The organism is Rahnella sp. ATs2, assembly GCF_051851855.1.
In the GTDB taxonomy this organism is placed as follows: domain Bacteria; phylum Pseudomonadota; class Gammaproteobacteria; order Enterobacterales; family Enterobacteriaceae; genus Rahnella; species Rahnella variigena.
In genome coordinates this window covers 248,640-271,251 of sequence record NZ_JBLYPL010000001.1, presented here as the reverse complement: position 1 = coordinate 271,251, position 22,612 = coordinate 248,640, and the positions used below count along the sequence as shown (strand labels likewise).

The window sequence follows — 22,612 nt, the reverse complement described above, 5'->3', positions numbered from 1 at the left end:
AGCAACGCCAATAAATGACCAAATCAAAGATTGAACGGTGCCGGGGGAATTCGATAGCGTTTATGTCATGGAGACTATGACCTGACAGACGATAAATAAAACCGCGCCACAGTCAGTGACTTCTGTTACCTGTTTACAATTCAAATTCTGCAATAAATAAATTATAATCAATACGTTATTTTCCCGATAATAGACGCAATAAAAAACGCCTTACTTTATGGGAACTAATTAATTTATAACTTTGGACAACCTTGTCATTTGCAGTCTCCAAAGTTGTCATTGGAAACACATCATCTGACTCCAGGAAAATAAACTCTTCATATGTAACCATCTTTGGCGGAACCGTATTTCCCGTAGCTATAGTTGAGCCCAGGGACTGCGGCAACATGAAAGAAGTGAGAGTTAAAAGTAAAATTTTTCCAACACGCATGATGCCTCTTGTCGGGTGGATACCGTAAAATAATATATTGATGCTGAGGGCAGCTTCATAACGACAGTTTCATAACGACAGCGGGTCCTCTTCTGACCTTGAATAACTGTTCCATATATCCAGCAAATATTCTTTTATTCTCACCTTCCGACTTAACTGCCTGCTATAGCAGATAATGTCATTGAGTGATCCCGCCACTTCTTTGGGAAACCTTTTTTGGTGTTGGGCATTTGTTAGCCAGCGACGTAAAAAAAGGTCTTCTTGTGCGGCATCCTGTGATGGATGTCTGTGATTGTTGATGTAAAGAGCTATCAGCGCGCACCAGGAAAGATGAGCTATTTTTTCATTGGTATTATTCAATTTTCTCTGCCTGATAAAGATAAAGATAAAGATAAAGATAAAGATAAAGATAAAGATAAAGATAAAGATAAAGATAAAGATAAAGATAAAGATAAAGATATAATAATTTTTTCAATAACGAATTTGTTGTGACAATCTATTCTTTGTTTTCATCAAAATACATAGGATAAACATCCCGTCATTATCATCTCAATCTCACATCTGTAATCCATACTAAACAGGGATGACAAGTGTAAGTCATATCTCTCACAATAAAGGTGGCGGTCCTATTACCATCAGGCAATGTAAACCCTATTCTATAAATGTTTTCCAGAAACAATTTATTGAAAGGATATTATTATGAAAAACTTATTATTAGCCAGCATGATAGCTACCGTGATGACCGCGACTCCAGTTTGGGCGTCAGAAAATACGGCCGATGTTAAAACGGAAACCACTTCAGTTAAAAAGGTTCAACGCGAAGCCGGAGAGGTATTGCACATGGCCGGACAGGGATTTGATGCGATGCGCGATATACAATTGGCCAGAGTCGCCATATTTCAGGGGCATACTGGAACAGCCGAAAACTTTATCGCTAACGCGACGACCTTGCTCTCTGATACCAGCACAGACTGGAGCAAGTTCACCAAGATGGATCATAAAGCGAAGATGATTAACGATCAGTATATTATCATTAATTCTAATTTTTCGATTTCAGAGAACTTCGTTGCCTCACCAGAAAAAGAGGCCGCCATTAAAAAGGCAAACGAGAAAATCTCTGAGGGCGATCCAAAAGGAGCCGTCGACACGCTGCGTTTAGCTGGCATGAGCGTGGTGCAAAATCAGTATCTGATGCCATTACAGCAAACACGCCATGCCGTTGCCGAGACCACCCATCTGCTCAACACTGGCAAATACTACGAAGCCAATCTGATGTTGAAAAGCGCAGAAGATGGAATTGTGGTGGAAAGCCAGCTTATAGATTTAACCAAATGATTTGAAATATCACTATTATTATCTGTCTGGCAGTTCTTGAATGTCTGCCGGACAAATAATGGTGATCTCTTCACTGACGTCCTGCAAAATGCTTCTGACTGATTTCAGCACTGACAGACAATATTCATTCGTCAACTCAATCTCATCCATGGCTTCAACAGGGACAAGAATTGTTTTAAGTTCTGCTATTTCGAGAAGCTGAGAAGCACCATGAAGGCGATGCATGGCCTGCCTGAACTTGCTGAAAGAGCCCACTGTGATTGCCTTCTCAGCTTCAGCCAGATCCTTCTTAGCTTCACGATAGAAAACCTGAATCAGCTCATTGAGCAGATCCTTTTGTCCGCCAGTGTTGCGATTAAGTACATCCACATTGAGATGAGAAATCGCAGGTGTAACCGGACGCCCCCGCGCAAGCTTATTGAGTTCATTGGTCAGAGTTCCCAGGGAAACGGGTTTAAAAAGACAGAGATTCATCCCGCTTTGCAAACATTTCTCTCGCATGTGCTCCTGAGCATTTGCCGTCAGTCCCCAAATTTGTAAAGTGGGATGGCTTTTTCGTATGTCTTTAGAAAGTGTAATTCCATCTTTGCCCGGCATATTAATGTCAGTAATCAACAAATCGAAATGCATTCTCCCTAGCATTTTCTCTGCCACATCCCCGTCACTGGCTTCATGCACCTCATAACCGATATTTTGTAATTGCCTCCTGAGCAGCAGGCGGTTAGCTGGATGGTCATCTGCTATCAGAATAGAGAGAGGGGCGAGAGCTAAAGGCTCACTTTGAGGTACTGAGGAAATGTCTGGCTGTGGCGCACATATTTCCACAGGTAAGTTGAGGGTAAGAGTCGTTCCGCTGCCGGGCTGGCTATCCATCGTGAGTGTGCCATGCATCAGCGAAACGAGCTCTTTACATATCGCCAGCCCTAAGCCCGACCCGGTTTGCAAACGTCCGGACCTGGCCTGGGAGTAACGCGTAAAAAGTGTCGCCTGTTCGTCCTGGGAAATACCGCATCCGGTATCACTGACAAGGATCTGAATTCCGGTTTGATAGTCGCTAAACCTATGCTGATGCACACACACCTGAACCCAACCCTTATCAGTAAACTTCAAAGCATTACTGATGAGATTATTCACAATCTGCCTGAGTGCCTGAGGGTCAACGAGTATCTGTATATCATTGGGAAGAGTAATATTAACATTTAATGAAAGATTTTTTTTCTGCGTAATCCCCTCAAAAGAGCGGCATATTTCAAGAATCAGTTTATTAACATCGGTTCTTTGGTAATGAATCTGATATTTACCTGACGCCACTTTATCAACATCAAGTATTTCGCCGATCAACCCTAACAATGATTGCGCTGTGGAATATACCTGTGAAATAGCTTCCCGATGTTGTTGATCATCGAGTTTATGACCGTCCAGTAATTCTAAGAAACCCACAATGGAGCTGACAGGAGTGCGCAATTCATGTGTCATCGTGGCGAGAAACTGACTTTTTGCTTCCGTTGCAAGAATCGCTTTATTTTTTTCCTCTTCAAGTGCGCTGGAAAGAGATTCTTTCAGCTGAAGCTGAATTTCCAACTGACGCTCGGACTCTTTACGTTTACGTACTTCACTTAACAGATAAATTCCCCAAATCAGGCTACTTATAATCAGTGTTCCGGCTAACGCGATAACGAGATAAAATTGCTTGCTGTATAGGTTCCAGGTTTCAATCTGAACTTTAGGCATCTTTGACCATTTTTCAGTCAACTGAAGTATCTCTCGCGGTGGAATCGACATAAGAGCTTTGTTTAAAATGGATTTCAATTCAGGATCGCTTTTGGATAAGGCAAAACTGATTGGTGCAAGCGGCATATCTGAGAGGCGCATATAATTTAATGCATTAGGATAATAGTGATCGATGATATAGCGTGCTGATAATTGAGTTGTCACTGCTGCATCAACCTCACCTTTATTCACCATATTCATAGCAATGCTGGTGTTTTCTACTAAGATCCATTTTACCTGTGGGTACTTATCCCTGAGTTGACGGTCAATGGTAAAGTGAGAAGGTATTGCGACCTGAGTAATATCTTTGAGCGAAGTATCCACTGCTCGTTTTAGTTTCGTTACCAGGACAAAAGGGACTTTCATAAAAGGATCACTGAATGAAATATGATCTACCCTTTCACTGCTATAAGTGGCGGCGGGGATCAGATCCCACTCCCCTTTAAGCATTATCTTAATCATTTCAGCATTTGAATTAGTAAATACCGGTTCAAATTCCATACCGGTTTGTATCTGGATAAGATTCAAGATATCACCCATAATGCCGCGAATTTCATTCTCGTGATTGGTGATTGTGAAAGGAGGATAGTATGGGTTGACAAGCACACGTATTTTTTTATGTTTTTTAAGCCAACTCTTCTCTCGGCCAGTTAATGAAATTGGCTTATTTAAAAATGAGAGGTTCCCTCTGTCTAGCCAGTTTTGTGTAATCTGAATATTTGTTTCATTTGATATTGCATGAATAAAGTTATTGATAGTTTCACAGAGTATGATTTGTTCAGAATTAAAAATGAAGTGATTATCCAGATCTGACTGAAGAAAGTAACGTATCACTGAGAGTGACTGAGGGAAAAACTGAGAAATATAATTACCGGTGGAGATGTTATCACCAATAAAGTAAGTATTTTCATTATCTGAAACTGATGACATGGCGAGATAATCAGTATCATAATATTTAATCACTGCATTAGGGAAGTCAGCTTTGATACTCCCGGCAGGAGGGCATGATTCAGAGCATGCAATAGTGACCGTTTTATCTGTTGATAAAGGCTGCATCGCGTTTTTTAAGGATGTCACGAGCGTCGGATAGGTTCTGACTAAAGCCGAGCTATGCAGTAAATCATCCTCTTCATAGGCTTTACGCGTCAATGGGGTAAGCAGCATATCGACGTGGTTTTTTCTGAGTTCTTCAAGTGCTTCGGCCTCGCTGCTATACAGTGTAATAGTGATCTTAACACCCAGGCTCTTTTGCATTAACGCCAGATAATCAGCATTAATTCCTCTGTAATAATGGTCAACGCTATCGTAAACAACGGGTGAAATCTCAGGCGTCCATGTACCAATAACCAGACTCTGTTTACGGGCAATCAGGCGTATTTCATCCTTACTTAATTTGACCCTCTCAAAATTATTAATAAAACTATTTTTAATTTCAATATTCTTTACCGTGGCCGCATTTACAGGGAATAGCACAATTAAAAGTATAAACGCAAAAATCTTCATGAGTTTATCCAAGCTTATTTCTTTGCGCAAAACTAAAAAGATCCATCAAAGAATTACAGTTAAGCTTTTCTAACAACCGTCTTTTATAGGTACAAACTGTTTTATTGCTAATGTTCATTTTACTGGCGATACTGGTATAATCAGTACCGTTAATCATATATCTGAAAACTTTTACTTCCTGCATGGAAAGTGAATCCAGTTTGCCTTGTTCACTTGTTGTCTCGCCGTAAAAACGACTCAGCGTGAAAGGGAAATAACTGTAACCATTATTGGCAGCTTCAATTGCAGACATAATATTATTAAGTCCTTCTTTTTTACTGACAAATCCATTTGCGCCTAATTCTGCACTGCGCTGTCCATAAAAGACTTCATTTTTAGCCGAAATGACGATAATAGCCCCTGAATAACGACGCTTACGTAATTGCTCCAGCACTTCGATACCGCTTAGTACAGGGATGTCGACATCAATGATAAGAAGATCGGGTTTTAGCGTTTCGACTTTTTTGACGACGTTTCCCCCTTCATCCAGTTCTGCCAAAATGTCTATTCCATTTGCATTAAGCAAATTTCTTATCGCGATGAGTGCGATAGGGTGGTCGTCTACGATTATTGCCTTCATTATTAAATCATCATCCTTTGATTTAACAAAAATTAAACATCAATTCCTTCAAATTTCCTGTGTCCGAGAAAATATGAGAAATACATATTACGACATTTACAATTGAAATATGCGAGTCGTTAAATATTAATTAGTGAGGTTGCCACATGAAAAACATTCTAACATTTATTATGGGAGTGAATATAAACGCAATATAAATGAGGGCATAGTTAAAGATGAGAGCTATACGCATTCAGCAATATATTGTTTTAATATTGTTAATTTTAGATTAATTATTTCAGCCATCGATTACATACGTAAGAAAAATTCTACAAAGAATACGAATCATTCTTCTATAAATACCATGCCTTTCTATTATCTAATAGTTCCAGAACGTGCAGCTTAAACCCAAGTTATCAGGAAGTTAAACTCTTTACTGAGTTCTGCCTTTTTGTCATTGATGTCTGACAGCGTCGACATCAAGAAATTATTGTGGAAATATCCGGTGAAAATAGATTTTAAGAATAAAAAAATAGTCATCACTAGCATTATTATTATGATTATAACAATTTCCCTCGTGACCTTAGCATATAGATATCTCTTACTGGGAAACGTGCAAACCACGGATGATGCTTATGTAGCAGGAAACATAAATCCGGTATCAGCGCTCATTAATGGAAGTGTCATTACGGTTAACCATACTGACACCGAATTTGTAAAAGAAGGTGATGTGCTGGCGGTTCTTGATGATACCGATGCACAACTCGCTTATAAAAAATCTAAACATAACCTGGCGTATGTTGTCAGGCAAACACAACAACTTGCCTTTCAGAATGACCAGCTTGAAGCAGATGTCATTCAGGCAAAAATTGCGTACAGCCAGGCGGTAACTGATTACGAGCGTCAAAACGGACTGAGCCATGATGCATTGATTGCCAGAATGGCGCTTGAACATTATCGAAATAAGGTGTCCTCCCAAAAAGCAGCATTAGATGCAGCCATTCAGCAATATAAAGCCAGCAAAGCATTGTTGCTTGATACGCCCATTAATGAACAACCGCAGGTTTTGCAGGCCGCAGATGCCGTTCGAGAGGCATGGATCACTTTGCAACGTACGGTGATCCGCAGCCCGGTGACAGGGTATATCGCAGAAAGAAATGTGCAGGTTGGTCAGACTGTTTCTGCCGGGCAAACGTTGATGTCAGTCATTCCTGTTGAACAAATGTGGGTTAATGCAAACTTCAAAGAAACCCAGCTTAGCGGCGTTTCTTTAGGCCAGAAAGTGACCATTATCAGTGATATTTACGGAGATGAAGTCCCATATGAAGGACATGTCACCGGGATAAATATGGGAACTGGAGGTAGTTTCTCCCTCCTGCCTGCGCAAAATGCCACAGGTAACTGGATTAAAGTCGTTCAGCGCGTACCAGTGCGGGTCGCACTCAATCCAGCGCAACTGCTTGAACATCCCTTGCGAATTGGTCTCTCCACGACGGCGAAGCTCTATTCCAGCGGTCAAAATGAGGTGGGTGATGAAACACTTTCAAAACATGTTATCTCAACCCCCGCCTTAAGCAGTAAGGCGCTTGTGGTCGAAACACGGGGAATTGAAAGTGTGATCACCGGGATTATTGCGCGAAACGGGGCACAATAATGGCGTGTTCATCATCAGTACTCCCGCCGCTGAAAGGCAGCACCCTAATTTTTGTCACTATTGCGCTGGCAATGGCGACTTTTATGCAAATGCTCGACTCAACAATAACGAATGTGGCGATCCAAACGATTTCCGGGTCATTGGGCGCTTCTTCCGATGAAGGAACCTGGGTTATTACATCTTTTGGTGTGGCGAATGCTATTTCGATTCCTGTCACGGGGCGACTTTCGTTGCGTTTAGGAGAACGACGTCTTTTTTTAATGTCTGTCACACTCTTTTTCATGACATCGTTTTGTTGCGGAGTGGCCTCCAGTCTCGATATGCTGATTTTCTTTCGTATCATTCAGGGATTAGTCGCAGGCCCCCTCATTCCGTTATCTCAAAGCCTGCTCCTGCGCAATTATCCCCCGGAGAAACGCACCTACGCTTTAGCTATCTGGTCTATGACCGTTATCATCGCCCCGATTTTTGGCCCTATTCTCGGGGGCTATATTTGCGATAATTACCATTGGGGATGGATCTTTTTTATTAATGTCCCTATGGGTATCGCGGTAGTTTTAGTTTGTTCTTTCTTACTGAAGGGCCGGGAAACTGCCACTCAGCCAGTGAAACTCAATCTGATCGGACTAAGCCTGCTGGTATTGGGAGTGGGGTCTCTGCAAATAATGCTGGATAAAGGCAAAGACCTTGACTGGTTTAGCTCCTCCACGATTGTGACGCTCACAATAATTTGCGTTGTGGCTTTGCCCTTATTCGTGCTGCATGAAATAAAAGATAAAAACCCCCTGGTTGACTTAAGTCTTTTCAAATCCCTGAATTTTAGCATCGCCATTTTATGTATTGTTTGCGCCTATCTTATCTATTCCGGCGCTATTGTTTTGATGCCTCAACTTTTACAGAGTGTATATGGCTATACTTCAGTTTGGGCTGGTTTAGCTTACGCACCGATAGGCATAATGCCACTGATCATCGCTCCACTCATTGGTCGCTACAATAAGAACATAGACATGAGGCTGCTGGTTACATTCAGCTTTACGGTCTATTTCATATGCTATCATTGGCGTTCTGTTACTTTCACGCCGACGATCGATTTTACGTCTATTATTTGGCCGCAGTTGATACAAGGGTTTGCGGTTGCGTGCTTCTTTCTGCCTTTAACAACGATATCTTTAGCAGGACTTTCTTACGATAAATTGGCCAGTGCTACAAGCCTGAGTAATTTCTTGCGCACTCTGTCAGGTTCTGTAGGGACATCTTTGACGATGACGTTATGGAGCCGGAGAGAATCGGTGCATCACGCCCAGTTAACAGAAAATATTAATTCTGCCAATCCTGTTTTTGAGCATTACATCAGCAGTTTAAAAACGGCAGGATTAAGCACTTCTCAGGCGCTGGAATACATTAATCAGACCATTACTCAGCAATCACTGCTGATTTCTGCGAATGAAATATTCTCTGTTTCGTCTTATGTTTTTCTTACACTCACTTTATTGGTTTGGTTTGCTAAACCTTATAAAAAATAAGAGGAAGATACTGATGGGCATGAAACGAGTGTTTAATCTATATTTAGCGTTAATAAATCCAGTCTGATTAATTGTCAACGTCCCCTGCCCGTCTGTACATTTCTATATTTAGATTATTATCTCTATGGTGGTTTACAGCTTCGGGCACTCTAAACCTTGTGATAGCAGAATAGCGATTACATCTGTCTGCCACTTCCCCCCCCTTGGCTTTGTGTAAATACAGATATAACCGCGACTGATTTCTCAGTTAACGTGATAGTTCACAGAAACGTAAATAACATCCCTCTCCCCTGAGTTGGTTATTTTGAAGTTGCGAATGATTTTTTGACGTGAAAAATCGGCAAGTTTCAAATTTTACTATCATTCGGACATATTACATTTATGTGACAGCAGCCTGAGTCCTACCAAACCTCCGATTATGTGCCTGAACTACCAGTCTTCGCTTTGGGAAAACTGCCTCAGATGACAGTTCTCATCCTCACGGGCTTTAGCATTTATAAAATCAGCGATTTCCATCCCCTGGATACAGTCAATCAGTTGTAAAAGGTGGCTTTAGCAGTTCCATAGATATGATTTCGGTCAGCATGTGGATGATGTCACCCAACTCATAGCTTCATAAAGGTGATAAGGCAGTATTGAGGGGCAAAAAAGATGACAAAAAGTTATTTATAAATGTTTTTGACAATTAATTTCTGACGTTTTATGAGGTGAGACAGGTTGTTATAACTAATTATATAACTTAAGAAACCATGAAAAATGCGATTACTCCTAACCGCTGGATGTTTACTGTACGAAAAATTATTGATCTGAATATATTTTTAAAATCCAAATCGAGGAAAATCTTAATTTGCCAAAGATGATATTTTTAGGATTATACCCACAAATATCATCAGTGAAGGATGACAGGGGAATTAATACCAGCTTGATTCTGGAGAATTGATACCCTTAAACTTGCTCCGCTTCCCGGTATGTCTGAAATACTGTTCTGCCGGGGTTAGCGTTCTCAACACTTAACATTGGTAATTACAGCAAGGAAGATTTTATGAAAATGAAGAATGTGTTACTACCTGCTTTTGCTTTCGGTTTTTTAATTTCAGCATCAGCTGCTTATGCTGAGGGTGAAGTTGATCCGGTTACAACAACTGGCGGCCAGGTAACTTTTAATGGAGAAATTACTAAAGGCGCATGTTCTGTTGCCAGTGACGACACAAATAAAATTGTTAATCTGGATACTGTGAGATCAAGCGTATTTACTGCTAAAGACCAGGTAGCTAATGCACGTAAACCATTCACCATTTCCTTGCAGGATTGCGACACGACGACATATAAAAATGTTAGCGTAAGTTTCACAGGACAAGCTGATGCGACTTCACCTAACCTTCTGGCAAATAATGCAGGCGCTGGCGCTGCAACAAATGTCGGGTTGCAGATTTATGGGCCAAATAATGAAGCCTTAGCTCTAGGTACTGGACAAACCACACCAGTAGCATTGAACGAAGGCGCTACATCGACTATTAATTTTGCAGCGGACTATGTTTCCACTGCAGCCGTAGTCGGTGCTGGCAAAGTTCAGTCCGTAGCAAATTTCATGCTTACCTATAACTAAATAATAATATTAGCTGGTACTCGAGACCAGCTAATAATTGAATAATCCCAGGGGAAAACCTTGAAATTTAATTTATTAATTTTACTCATTTTAACTTTTATTATGCCCCCTGCTTTCGCCGAAGGGGTCTCGTTAGGGGCTACTCGTTTAATATACCCGGCAGATAAAAGTCAAACTGCGATAAAAATATTTAATAACGATAAGAAAAATAATTTCCTCGTCCAATCCTGGGTTACCGATAAGCAGGGAAATAAAGTCGATGACTTTATCGTAACTCCACCACTATTTGTGTTAAATGCAAATACTGACAGCGTATTACGTATTGTTTATGCTGGTGATAAAAATAAATTACCCAATGACAGAGAGGAACTTTTTTATTTCAATGCTAAAGTGATCCCATCTTTAAGTAAAGAGGAACAAGAGCTTAATAACTCGCTATTGGTTTCAATTACAACAAAAATAAAATTATTCATAAGGCCAAATGATTTGAATAGCGAAGCGAGCGATGCTGCAAAAACGCTCGCTTGCCAGCTCAACGGTAAAACATTACAAATTAAAAACACATCACCATACTACGTAAATATGGTCAATGTTAGCATCAATAACAAAGAAGTTTCTAAGGCGGAAACCATTGCCCCATTTGGCAATGTAAGCATTGCTATAAAATCATCAGGATCAGAAATAAAATATAGTTTCATCAACGATTATGGAGTGCAAGTCAATAATAATACTTGCAAGTTATAGTCTTAATTTTAAAAAATAAACGATTGGATCTAGAAATGTATTCCTTAAGATTTATTACATTTGCTTTGCTTTTTGTACGCATAGCTCAGGTACATGCTGAGGATTATTTCAATCCATTGTTCTTAGGTAGTGATGTAGCTTCTCTGCATGATTTATCATTTATATCTAAAAATAATAACGTTACACCTGGCGTTTATTATTTTGATGTTTATGTAGGCGACAAATTCATCAAGAACAGTAAAATTCGTTTTGTCGAAGTGAATTCGAAGGAAAAAAAAGTTGAACCGTGCTTCACATCTGAGTTAGTTGACCTTATGCCATTTAACGATAGTCTAAAAAAGAAATTGCGAGCTATTGGAGATAATAGTAAATGCATAGACTTACAAAAAAATGTTAGTGGCTCATCGTATCAGGTCGAGATGTCGAAGCTGCTTCTGAGAATATCTATACCTCAAATATATCTTGATGCCACACGCTCTAGCCTGGCTGATGTAAGAGACTGGGATGATGGTATTCCCGTATTTATTAGTAATTATGACTTTACCGGGAGTAACTCAAAAAACACAAATAACTCCAATTTTTCATCGTCTTATTTTAGCTTTAATAATAAGCTGAACTACGGAGCATGGCGTTTTAATGGTAATATCTACTGGAATCAGAGTCATTACGGTGTAAGTCATCACAATGAAAAAAAGATAAATAACGTCTTTGCGAGCAGAGCTATTCAGGGGCTTAAAAGCAATCTAATCATAGGTCAAAATTCATTAGGATCTAATTTATTTGATTCACTTACCTATACTGGTGTTACACTGGCTACATCTGAAGAAATGCGTCCGGAAAGTGAAAGAGGGTATTCACCTCCGATTAAAGGTATAGCAGATAGCCGCTCTAAGTTAACAATTAGACAAAATGGTGTAATTGTATACCAAACTTATGTTGATGCAGGCCCCTACGATATTAAGGATTTGAACCCGGTAGGTAGCAGTGGTGATTATCAGGTAGAACTCATTGCTGCAGACGGTACTGTTAAAAATTTTATAATTCCCTACTCTACATTGCCTAATTTGTTAAAAACGGGACTATATAATTATTCTGCTACAGCAGGCGAACTTGATCTCCAGGCTGCCAGGAAAGCATCATTTTTTCAAGGTTCTGCTTCATTTGGCTTGCCGCATGAAACTACAATTTATGGTGGTACTCAGTTATCAGGAAATTATCGATCCTTAGGACTCGGTTTAGCAAAAGATTTAGGTGGGATTGGTGCGCTATCATTTGATGCCATCAATTCGTATTACACTGAGGATGCGCATGACAAAGAAGTTGGACAATCCTATAGAGTGTTGTACTCAAAGTCTTTCCAGGATATTGGAACAAATATACAGATAACCGGCTATAGATATTCAACATCTAATTATTACTCACTTAATGAAGCGGTTCAAAAAAATAACAACCAGTATATTGACCCGCTTACTGGAGAGTCAGTGAACTATAATTATTCCGGTGCAAGGAAAGCTTCATATCAGTGGAATATATCCCAAAATCTAAACAATTTTGGGCAGTTATCTCTATGGGGTAATACTACGGATTATTGGAACGGCGGTACATCGAAAAACATTCAAGCAGGTTGGAATAAAACCTTTAACAAACTCAATAACATGATGCTGTCCTTAAGTTTTAATAAATATGAGTACAATAAAACAAAAAATAATTTGTTTTTTGTATCTTTTACCATACCCCTTTCCGGTCGCGGGCGGAACAACATTGCATATATTTCCAATAGCTATACTTATAACAAACAGGATGGAACATACAATAATAATACAAGCTTGTATGGTACTGCGTTAGACAATAGAATGGATTATAATATAAATCAAAGTATTAACAGAGAACATGATAACAATACAACATATCTTTCCGCTAATTATAGGTCTGATTATGCAAGATTTAAATCAGGTTTAACATTCTCCCCTGTAACAAAACAAGCAGATTACGGAGTTAGCGGTTCTATTTTAGCACATGAAAATGGTATTGTTTTCTCTCAACAAGCGAATGACACTGCGATCCTGGTTGAAGCTGCTGGTGCTAGCGGAGCAAGAATTAACCGGGCAGGAGAAAACATTACTATAGATAAGCATGGGTATGCTCTTATCCCCTATGCATCGCCATATCATTATAATGATGTTGAATTGGATCCTTTAACATTTGGTGATGACTTTGATGTAGAAGGCAGAGTTATCAAAGTGGCGCCAACGCGAGGCGCTGTCTCGAAAGTAGTTTTTGATGTTAAAAGAGGCTATAACTTCTTAGTTTCGGTTAAATATAAAAACAAACCTATACGATTTGGAACAATCGTGAGCGAAGAAGGAAATAACTCATTCGCTATTGCCAATGATGATGGAACAGTATATCTGACTGGAGTCAGTAACAATGCCACCTATAAAGTAAAATGGGATGATGAGGACACTTGTAAATTTGTAATACATTATGACGAGAATTTTAAATCCAGAACAATAAATAGAACTCAGGTCGAATGTCATTGAGGAGAATGTGCATTGAAACTTAAATTTTTCCAGTATATGTTCTTGTTTGTTCTGATCAACGCTATACACCTACGCAGTTACGCTGCTGATGTGATGGTGAGTATCAATGGCGCCTTGAGAGATCAAAATTGTAATGTAAATAGTGAAGACCTCACCAAGAATGTTGTTTTTTCTGACTTGAATACATCTGCCTTCAAAGCGCCAGGGAATGTGAGTAATAAGGAAGAGATAGACATTGGTTTAGACTGCCTGGGTACTTCGAGCAACATTTCTTACCAATTTACAGGTGAGGCCAATGAACTGGATCCGACGTTGCTAAAGATTAAGGGCCAGCCAGATATGTCGGAACCTCTTGCGCAAGGGCTTGCTATTGAAATATTAGATGACAAAGGTAACCGAATTCCTTTGAATACCAAGTTAGCCCTGGGTTCACCTGTAACGACCGAAAAATATAATTTAAAATTCTTCTTGCAATACAGAGCGGTCGCAGTCCCTGTTGCAGCTGGTGACGCGTCATCAGTACTTTTCCTGGATATGTATTATGATTAAACAATTTTTAATTTGTCTGAGTTTTATTTTTACCTGTTTTCCAGGTAGTGCTGAGCAGATAACTATAAATATCAGTGCAAAGTTGAGCTCATCAACTTGCTCTCTTTCTTCAGGGAGCGATAACTCCGTTGTTAACATGACGACTGGACTCTTAAATGGTAAGAATTTAGGAGTCCCTTTTGGTCTCACACCATTTAATATAATAATTGAAAATTGTCCTTTAGAAATTAACACAGTCAACGTGAGATTTACTGGAGCTAGCGATGAGAAAATGCCTAATTTGCTTCAGATTAATTCTGGTGCAGAGGGTGAAGCAAATGGTGTAGCCATTGGATTATATGACATGAATATAACTAACCTGGACATCAGGAATAATTTCAGTAGTTTTAATTTAACTCATTCATCGGATATTAATAAACTAAGTTTCTACGCTGCCTATGTTAAAACATCTGGCGAAATGTCTCCCGGAAAAGTCACGGGCGTCACATCATTTGAAATCTCCTATGACTAGAATAGTTTTTATCTTAATATTGTCTCTGATTATATTGAGTGCGGACTCTCTGGCAGGTGTTTCTGTCGTCGGAACCCGTTTTATAATTACTCAAAATACCAAAAGTTTGCCTATAAAAATCATCAATGACAATGAAAATGATTATTTAGTCAAAACCAATATTTCTGGAAACGATGAAGGTCGCTTTGTCGTAACCCCTCCTTTATTTTTACTTGCTAAGAACACATCTAATATACAGATGCTGATCCCAGATAAAATAGAAAACATTAAAGCCGACCAACTATATTCACTGACTATTGCATTTATACCCAACTCAAAGAAAATGAAGGATTTCAGTACAATATCATTGGCACTGAGGTCACATTTTAATTTGATTTACAGACATGATAATCTCTCAAAATTTGATCCTGCGCTCCTTGCCTTGGTAAAGGAAGGTAATGACATTTTTTGGTTAAGAAATCATTCCAATTTCGTTTTGACTATCAATATAAAATATCCGAGCACTGAGAAATTAGATAGCAGAATAACTTTAATTCCTGAAGGGAAAGTCAATGTAAGTAAATTTTGCAAATTGAAGAAATGTAATTTTTGGGTTTTTGTAGTCGACGATGATGACTCAATACTTAAAAAAATACATATGAATAATTTTAATAGTTGATTATAAGGATGAATCATGAACAAAAGCACTTACTTGTTCCCTTTTTTTATAGTATTAACCTTAATTTGTTTTCCTAAAGAAGGTCTTGCTGTAGTTGAGTCTTATTACTCGAGGAATTATACTTCTGGGGACATTGTTATTAATAATGCTGCGGATAGCATGGCATTTGCTACTGTCTTAGCTGGTTCGGGGATAGGCAGGCAGGTAAAAATATGTTCGAACAATACAATTAATTATAGCCTTAGAAGGGTTGATTACGTTCCAGTTGCAAGCTATTTAGGTCAGACTTATTCAAGTGCAGGTTCTAGTGTTATGTATTTGTTTGATACTGGCGCACCGGGGTTTGCACTAATTCCCTTTTATAATGTGTCATCTAATGCAGCGATGATAACTTACGGACAAACAGTCAGAACTACTGTCTGGAGTGGTAATTATGATAATGGTGCACGCGTTTATAATGGAATACCTACTACTTATGGTTCGTATATTTGGAAAGGTTCAGACCGCCCTAATGATGGCTATACCTTAATTCCGGGGCAAGAAATGTTCCGTTTCGAATGTTACGATGAAACAAATACCCTCCAGGAAATTATTCATATCAGTACAGGTAGCGCAAATGTAAGAGCTTCAATTAGAACTTGTACCCCAAATGTCGTGACAGCTTCTGTTGACATGGGGGCTGTGGCCATGTCTTCTTTACTCAATTCGGCTGCATCACAATTAATAAATACTCAGCAGGTAACATTCTCGCTGGTTTGCGATCCAAGCATCGCACTATATTACTCAGTTTCAGATTTAAATAATCCTGCTAATCGAAGCACTATCACCTCCTTAACCTCTGATTCAACAGCTTCGGGTATAGGTTTCACATTAACGAATTCTTCCGGAACCCAGCTTTCTTTCGGTCCTGATGGCTCAGCAAAAGATATCCCCGGCCAGACTAAGTATTTTATTGGCAACAGCGGCGGTGTTGTGGGTTCTGACAAAAACCTTCCGATGGCACTTACTTTAGGATTTAGTTACGTCCGTGATACATCCAAAGACTTAAAGAGTGGTACTGCAAAATCATTGATAGGCATTACTTATTCTTATCAATAACCTAGCAACATTATGTATCGATTCTCTGCAAATACGGTAAAAAGAGCCTGAGCGCGTGGTTGTCAGCATCCCAGCCACTTCTGTCCACTGCTGCCCAATGCTGATCCTTTCCCACACATATTCCCAGGCATTCGCGGGTGTAAGGTTTTATAACTGTCAACAGGCGCAGTCGTCGCCTGTCAAACAACGCATAAAAACAAAATCCATGCCCCGGATGGGGTTTGGATATAAACCCTGAGGCTTCGGTGGCCGCAGCCGGGCAGAAAACGCAGTGATGTCTGGTTATTAATACGCTAATTTTATTGAAGCTTGCACAGTGATAACTACTACATCATGGAATATCTCAGCTTGCTCTGACTTCATGAATATAATGTTTCTTTGAGTCTGAATGAATACCAGCCTTTTTCCCGGAGAATATAAAAAACCATGTCCAATTACATCCAACTACTTTAAGTGTACAAAAATTCATTAATTTACATATCTTATTCCTCACATCAAGATACATAACGCCAACATAAACATTAATTTACACGATAATGAAATATTATTACATTGATTTTAAATTTATGACTAACAATGCGTTAATAATATAAATACGTGCGGAGTTCTGTAAGGCAGGCAGGGCTCAGTAATCTTAAAGATTTATAAATCGTTATCAATAGTGGATTAAGTTTTTATCTTTGATGTTGTTAGACTACTGTTTAGTTAAACAGTGTCATGATAAACATCACTCACTACTATCCTGTCAGGAACAGTAATGTAAAATTCTGAGATAGAAATACTTAGCATTCCCTTTTGGCGTTCATTAATGATATGGGAAATATTCTATATGCATGATGGTTAAAGTGTTTTTTTTAATTACGATATGCATTTTAGCCATGCTGCGGATATTTTATTTTATATCAAGATTAAATTCAATAACTAGGTCTGATTATGTTTGTAATTGGGAGTTGTTTATTTTCTATTCATTGTGAAGATCGTTTTTTTAAAATAGGATTACAAGAAATCTTTAAGGACATATGTTCATCAGTTAAATTGCCTGTTAATAATGGCATTCCATTCGAATTAGAGCTCGCTGACTATTTTGTCGTTGACATCATAGTTCTGTCTTCTAAGGCTATATATGAGAAAATACCTGAAAAAATTCTTAAGAAAAAAAAGAATCACGCTGCAATAATATTTTGTTCTGACTCAATGACACACATACTCACCGGTATTACAGGATACGATCTCGTTTCGTGTATTCCGATGGATGTCAAACTGGAGAAGTTAGCTCAGATTTTTTGTGTGCTAGTGTTTGGTACGGAAGGAGCAAAAAAATCTTTGTTTACAAAGACGGGTTTGGCCCCCTTGACCTGTAATGAAATGCGTGTGTCTTCACTATTGAGTAAAGGACTAAATCAACATGATATTAGTCAATTTACAGGCATTAACCCAAAGACTGTGAGTTTACATTTAAGATCAGCCATGACCAAATTTAAAGTTAAGACTTTGTTAGAGTACAGAGTAAAGCTTTCACATATCGATACTCTCGATGGCTTTAATTGAGTTAGTCACCATGATTTATATCAGGAATCTAACAACGCGAAATGGAAGATGTCAGTGAACTCTATACTTAATTGTCTTTTTGCATATCTTATTCCGCCCACCGTGGGGTGAGTAACGTCTTCACTTCAACCATGATGAAACGTCCACAACGGGGCATTCTTTGGAATGAATTGATTATTCATTTTAAATTATCAAGGCGTTTAAAATGTTAATTTCTATCAATGTGATTGTATCTATCGTTGCTAGCAATTAGTGATTTATGATTATTATTAATCACTTATGTTATTATTTCTTGCTGCATGTGAAAAATCCTAGTTTATATCGCTTCAATCCTAATTGGGCACAACGTGCAGTATGAATATTCCTATTTTATTTGGTTTGTTAATTTAAAGAGAAGCCACTATTTCATTTTCGACATTAGGATTATGCTCATTATGTCATTTCTCCTTACAGCTTTGACGAGTTGCTTTAGTTAGTTCCTGTTGGTAAAAAGGATAACGATCTTTAAGTTTTTTTATTAGCGATTGCTTAAGATATTCAATTGCAATTCGCTAGAGCTGTTGCTATTAATATGGACTTTGAATATGTTGTCATATGGAAATTCACTTTTTTCTATTTACTGCAAGGATTATTACTTTAAGGTTGGCTTGCAAAAACTTTTAGATGATATATATCATTCTCATGTAGTAAATGTAAGGCTCATTAATCGACATGAGTCAAGATATAACGATTATTTTCAAGCTGATATTGTCGTCTTATCTTCCAGGAGCATATTTGAAAAGTTACCTGAACGTAGCCCTTCGCTTGATAGAGGAGGGGCAGTGATCGTTTTCTGTACTTTTTCAATGTCAGAAGTTGTGAGAGGCATAAGAGGGTATGAAAATGCACTTTTTATTGCCCCTGACACAGGATTAGATCAGATTTTAAACATCTTTAAAATGGTTATGTTTGGTTCGCCTTTAATTAGGAATAATCTTTTTGTAAGAACTGAAAATTTAGCCTTAACAAATAAGGAACGTAAAGTCTCTGATCTGCTCAGGAAAGGTCTAAGCCATAATGAGATAAGTACAATAACGGGCATAACACCTAAAACAGTTAGCTCTCATTTAAGGTCAGCTATGCAGAAATATAAAGTAAGCACTTTACTGGAATACAGAATTAAGCTCATTCACATGCAACAATTCTAGAACTTAAATTTCGGTCAGACACTTGTAATCAATAAGTTCATCCCGGTTCAGGAAATTTACTAACTCACTATTTATTATAGTGTTTTTGATTCCCTGGTATTGGCCACTTGGCTTACTCATACATTGTACGGAACAATGTATGAGTTTTTTTCACACTTTTTAAATTGCATGTAGCGAAGTATGATAGTTGGGCTAATAAATTTACGAAGGAGCAACGGTATATTCATAAACTCGAGCCCCACCCCACTAAATGGCGCACTCATCATTTTAATATAGAATCTTCAGTCTACAATGACAGAGGTATATAATAGAATTCCTTATTAATATCAGCATAAATATTGAATGCTTAATGTAGTCTTGAAAATTTTTTTACTCAGTGGATTTAGTAACTTTCTCGTCCGGTATTTTTTCTCTTATACATTGAAAATTATGCCTGCTTAGCTAGTCGTTATCCCGAGTTTCATGCATCTGTTCAAGTATATTGCGATAAATATCGGCCTTTGTTACGTCCTTCTCCATTTCAAGCTTTTTAACCAGGCCTCGAATGATGTCCTTTCGGCTGACCGATTTATGCGTTGAGGTAAGTTCGGCAAAAAGTTGCAAATATGTCTTCCTTTCACCCAGTGTGCCTTCGCTCATAGCTTTAAAGTAGTCATCAATCTGATTGGATGTGCTTTTCTTCTGTGTCATGCTATTTCTCCATTTAAGTCTCAAATCTTTAAGAGACTGCCGCAACTTTTTTCTGAGAGGTTCCATCTCAAGGCTGCTGACCTCTTAGCAACTTTTCTTAGCACCTGTAATTTTAATAATAATATTTTAGTGGGAGAGATCAATATGGTAATTCCTAAAATTTTCACACTGTAATGGTCTAATCATTCTGGACACTTTGTTAGAGATATAATGAGTAACTCTACCAAGGTGAAAATGCGAAATAAAACGTTTACCCATGAGTTCAAACAGGAATGTGTCATTTTGGTTCTGCAGCACAAGTACCCGGTGACCCAGACTGCTGAAATGATGAATATAGGCCTTTCAACATCACAACGCTGGTTACGCCAATATCGCGGAGAAGTCAGGGGGGAGATACTCCTGTAAGCATCCCCGTAATCCGCGCCATTCACCTTATCTCCCCCCCCCCATAACACAAGCCTGCGACAGAGTGTGTCTCACCATGCTCATATATTAAATAAAATTAAATAGAATAGTTGCGACACAACTTGTCACGCCGATGGAGAAAATAAGATTTTTAAAGGGGACTAATATGCAAAAAACTCAAAATGCTGAACTTATTCAGTCATTCGAACGTGATAACACTCTGCAACTGTGGATATTACGTCTTTTTTTCCGGTTAGGTGCGCATAAGCAATTCATGACTCAGCACGGATTTAACAATCAGCCTCTGGCTGGATATCTGAACCTGACTAAATATGAAGATGAGGAGTTCAATCATCAGTTACAGCAATCGATACTGGGGGTATTACGTTTGCGTCATGCGGAGCTTGAACGACAAATCCCGATGGCGAAGCCTACTGAATTTCAGCAGGCATTAGAGAGCCTGGCCCGCCGAATTGGACTCAGTCCAGCTGAAAGCTTAATTCTGGAATTCACTTTGCAACTCCATCAAGAGCAACTGCTTGATGATACCGCTGACTACCTTGGAGCGATGACTTCAGCCAAAGTTTACAGGGCTCTGGCTGCAGTACTGGATCTCACGGAGGACGATGTCCGCTTCGCATTAGGACCGTTAAGCGTATTAACAAAAACCGGTCTTGTGAATCTGGAAACCAATGGCGCCTATACATTACGCAATAAACTCGAGCCATTTTCTCCGACCTTTTATGAGCGTCTGTCTGCGGGTGAAACAGATCCAGCCAGGCTACTGGGGGGGATGATTTCCCAGTGTGAACCCGCACATCTTAAATTTGAAGATTACCAGCATATTCCAGCGATCAATGTGATGAGGCAGTGGCTTCATTATGCTTTTCAATCCAGTCGTATCGGTGTGAATATCCTGATTTATGGGCAACCGGGAACGGGTAAGAGCCAGCTCTGCCGATTGCTGGCAGAAGAGTTAAACAGCGAAATTTATGAAGTTACCAGCGAAAATGAAACTGCAAGGCCCATCAATGGCAGTCGGCGTCTTCGCGCATGGCGGGCAGCGCAACGATTTTTTGGTGGGGAAAAAGCACTCATCCTGCTCGACGAAGCAGAAGATGTTTTTAGTGAAAGTCAGGGTTCGCTAACAACGGCGCCCCAGCCCGTGCCAAAAGCGTGGGTTAATCGCCTGCTTGAAGAAAACAGGGTGCCCACCCTTTGGGTCTCTAATGAGATCCGCGAAATGGACCCCGCTTACATCCGCCGGTTTGATATCGTTTTAGAATTAACCGCCCCTCCCCGGGTACAGCGGGAAACGATTCTGCGTGAAGCTTGTGGTGCAACGCTCTCGAATAATGATATTTCACAACTGGCCAACATCCCCTATCTGGCACCTGCCGTTGTAAATCGAGCCGGGACAATTTTGCATTCCATCAAAGATAAACTGGATGAAGAGAGGCATACTCACTATTTAATGTTTTTAATTAATAGCACCCTAAAGGCTCAGGGACATTTGCCGATAAAGCTAAAAACTAAAGTCAAATCATCTGAATTTTATAACATGGCATTCATTAACAGTGACTGCCCGCTTGGCGAGATTGCCGCTTCCTTGTCACCCGTCGATTCAGCCCGCTTTTGTCTTTATGGCCCCCCGGGTACAGGTAAAACCGCCTGGGCTTACTGGCTGGCAGAACAGTTGAAGCTCCCCGTGATTGAAAAAAAAGCGTCACAACTATTCGGCAGGCATGTCGGTGAAAGCGAGCAGAATATTGCCGCGGCTTTTGAGCAGGCCCGACGGGATAACGCCGTGCTACTCATTGATGAGGTGGACAGTTTTCTCACTGCCCGGGAAGAGTGCCGGCAAAGTTGGGAGATCAGTTGCGTCAATGAAATGCTCAGCCAGATAGAACATTTCGACGGAATTTTTATTACCACCACGAACAGGTTCGATGTGCTGGATGCAGCAGCATTACGCCGTTTTGACCTGAAAATTCGCTTTAATTTTATGTGTGATAATCAGGCAATTGCGCTACTGAATCTTTACTGCAAGCAACTGAAACTCGGTGAGCCCTCACCTTCTGCTATCAATGAATTAGCGAGATTGTCCTTGTTGACGCCTGGGGATTTTTCCGTCGTATCACGCCAACACGCATTCAAACCACTGACATCCGCTAATGCATTTGTTACCGCTCTTAAAGCGGAATGCCGGGTAAAAAAACGAGAAGACGTCGCAATTGGGTTTATGCATTAATCAGTTTCGTAT

Annotated in this window: 19 protein-coding genes; 15 read left to right on the top strand and 4 right to left on the bottom strand. The window is 39.5% G+C overall.

All coding sequences use genetic code 11. The features are described 5' to 3' along the window. Positions 1–499 precede the first annotated feature (499 nt). Positions 500–790, bottom strand: a complete 291-nt coding sequence (locus ACJY2G_RS01240; protein ID WP_113876274.1) for a DUF2913 family protein — start codon at positions 788–790, stop codon at positions 500–502. On the opposite strand from ACJY2G_RS01240, the gene ACJY2G_RS01235 reads away from it, so the two are divergent. Both ACJY2G_RS01235 and ACJY2G_RS01230 read left to right on the top strand, forming a co-directional pair. Then, on the top strand, positions 719–922 hold the full coding sequence (locus ACJY2G_RS01235) for a hypothetical protein (protein WP_439291119.1): 204 nt from the start codon (positions 719–721) through the stop codon (positions 920–922). The two genes, ACJY2G_RS01240 and ACJY2G_RS01235, sit on opposite strands and share 72 nt — an antisense overlap. A 207-nt stretch (positions 923–1,129) precedes the next feature. Beyond that, positions 1,130–1,765: a YfdX family protein gene (locus tag ACJY2G_RS01230; protein WP_430319931.1), complete on the top strand. Its 636-nt coding sequence runs from the start codon at positions 1,130–1,132 to the stop codon at positions 1,763–1,765. An 18-nt stretch (positions 1,766–1,783) separates the two neighbouring features. On the opposite strand, the gene ACJY2G_RS01225 is transcribed toward ACJY2G_RS01230, so the two are convergent. After that, the gene (locus tag ACJY2G_RS01225) at positions 1,784–5,050 is read right to left on the bottom strand and encodes a response regulator (protein WP_430319930.1); all 3,267 of its coding nucleotides are present in this window, start codon (positions 5,048–5,050) and stop codon (positions 1,784–1,786) included. Beyond that, entirely contained in the window at positions 5,043–5,657 is a 615-nt protein-coding gene (evgA, locus tag ACJY2G_RS01220; RefSeq protein ID WP_430319929.1) for an acid-sensing system DNA-binding response regulator EvgA, read from the bottom strand. The genes ACJY2G_RS01225 and evgA overlap by 8 nt, the downstream gene beginning before the upstream one ends. Before the next feature lie 484 nt (positions 5,658–6,141). Between evgA and ACJY2G_RS01215 the strand changes: the two genes are divergently transcribed. The 11 genes from ACJY2G_RS01215 (at position 6,142) to ACJY2G_RS01165 (ending at position 19,254) form a co-directional block, all read left to right on the top strand. After that, positions 6,142–7,290: an HlyD family efflux transporter periplasmic adaptor subunit gene (locus ACJY2G_RS01215; protein WP_430319928.1), complete on the top strand. Its 1,149-nt coding sequence runs from the start codon at positions 6,142–6,144 to the stop codon at positions 7,288–7,290. Next, positions 7,290–8,813 carry a DHA2 family efflux MFS transporter permease subunit gene (locus tag ACJY2G_RS01210; RefSeq protein ID WP_430319927.1) on the top strand — a complete coding sequence of 508 codons (1,524 nt, stop codon included), beginning with the start codon at positions 7,290–7,292 and terminating at the stop codon, positions 8,811–8,813. The genes ACJY2G_RS01215 and ACJY2G_RS01210 overlap by 1 nt, the downstream gene beginning before the upstream one ends. Before the next feature lie 1,042 nt (positions 8,814–9,855). Beyond that, on the top strand, positions 9,856–10,419 hold the full coding sequence (locus tag ACJY2G_RS01205; RefSeq protein WP_430319926.1) for a fimbrial protein: 564 nt from the start codon (positions 9,856–9,858) through the stop codon (positions 10,417–10,419). A 60-nt stretch (positions 10,420–10,479) separates the two neighbouring features. Next, on the top strand, positions 10,480–11,163 hold the full coding sequence (locus tag ACJY2G_RS01200) for a fimbrial biogenesis chaperone (RefSeq protein ID WP_244220175.1): 684 nt from the start codon (positions 10,480–10,482) through the stop codon (positions 11,161–11,163). 35 nt (positions 11,164–11,198) lie between these two features. Beyond that, positions 11,199–13,703, top strand: coding sequence for a fimbria/pilus outer membrane usher protein (locus ACJY2G_RS01195; protein ID WP_120349700.1), 2,505 nt, complete (start codon positions 11,199–11,201; stop codon positions 13,701–13,703). 12 nt (positions 13,704–13,715) lie between these two features. Further along, entirely contained in the window at positions 13,716–14,252 is a 537-nt protein-coding gene (locus ACJY2G_RS01190) for a fimbrial protein (RefSeq protein WP_113876266.1), read from the top strand. Next, the gene (locus tag ACJY2G_RS01185) at positions 14,245–14,763 is read left to right on the top strand and encodes a fimbrial protein (RefSeq protein ID WP_430319924.1); all 519 of its coding nucleotides are present in this window, start codon (positions 14,245–14,247) and stop codon (positions 14,761–14,763) included. The genes ACJY2G_RS01190 and ACJY2G_RS01185 overlap by 8 nt, the downstream gene beginning before the upstream one ends. Then, the gene (locus tag ACJY2G_RS01180) at positions 14,756–15,421 is read left to right on the top strand and encodes a fimbrial biogenesis chaperone (RefSeq protein WP_159281388.1); all 666 of its coding nucleotides are present in this window, start codon (positions 14,756–14,758) and stop codon (positions 15,419–15,421) included. Before ACJY2G_RS01185 ends, ACJY2G_RS01180 begins: the two co-directional genes overlap by 8 nt. Before the next feature lie 15 nt (positions 15,422–15,436). Then, entirely contained in the window at positions 15,437–16,519 is a 1,083-nt protein-coding gene (locus tag ACJY2G_RS01175) for a fimbrial protein (protein ID WP_147243259.1), read from the top strand. Positions 16,520–17,452: 933 nt separating this feature from the next. After that, positions 17,453–18,067 carry a helix-turn-helix domain-containing protein gene (locus ACJY2G_RS01170; protein WP_430319922.1) on the top strand — a complete coding sequence of 205 codons (615 nt, stop codon included), beginning with the start codon at positions 17,453–17,455 and terminating at the stop codon, positions 18,065–18,067. A 584-nt stretch (positions 18,068–18,651) separates the two neighbouring features. Beyond that, entirely contained in the window at positions 18,652–19,254 is a 603-nt protein-coding gene (locus ACJY2G_RS01165; RefSeq protein ID WP_132966393.1) for a helix-turn-helix transcriptional regulator, read from the top strand. 441 nt (positions 19,255–19,695) lie between these two features. Here ACJY2G_RS01165 and ACJY2G_RS01160 read toward each other — a convergent pair whose 3' ends face one another. Next, the gene (locus tag ACJY2G_RS01160; protein ID WP_159281389.1) at positions 19,696–19,944 is read right to left on the bottom strand and encodes a biofilm development regulator YmgB/AriR family protein; all 249 of its coding nucleotides are present in this window, start codon (positions 19,942–19,944) and stop codon (positions 19,696–19,698) included. 210 nt (positions 19,945–20,154) lie between these two features. On the opposite strand from ACJY2G_RS01160, the gene ACJY2G_RS01155 reads away from it, so the two are divergent. Further along, complete coding sequence (locus tag ACJY2G_RS01155) at positions 20,155–20,349, top strand: transposase (protein ID WP_430319921.1); 195 nt, start codon at positions 20,155–20,157, stop codon at positions 20,347–20,349. A 166-nt stretch (positions 20,350–20,515) separates the two neighbouring features. Next, positions 20,516–22,600 carry an AAA family ATPase gene (locus ACJY2G_RS01150; RefSeq protein WP_430319920.1) on the top strand — a complete coding sequence of 695 codons (2,085 nt, stop codon included), beginning with the start codon at positions 20,516–20,518 and terminating at the stop codon, positions 22,598–22,600. Positions 22,601–22,612 lie beyond the last annotated feature (12 nt).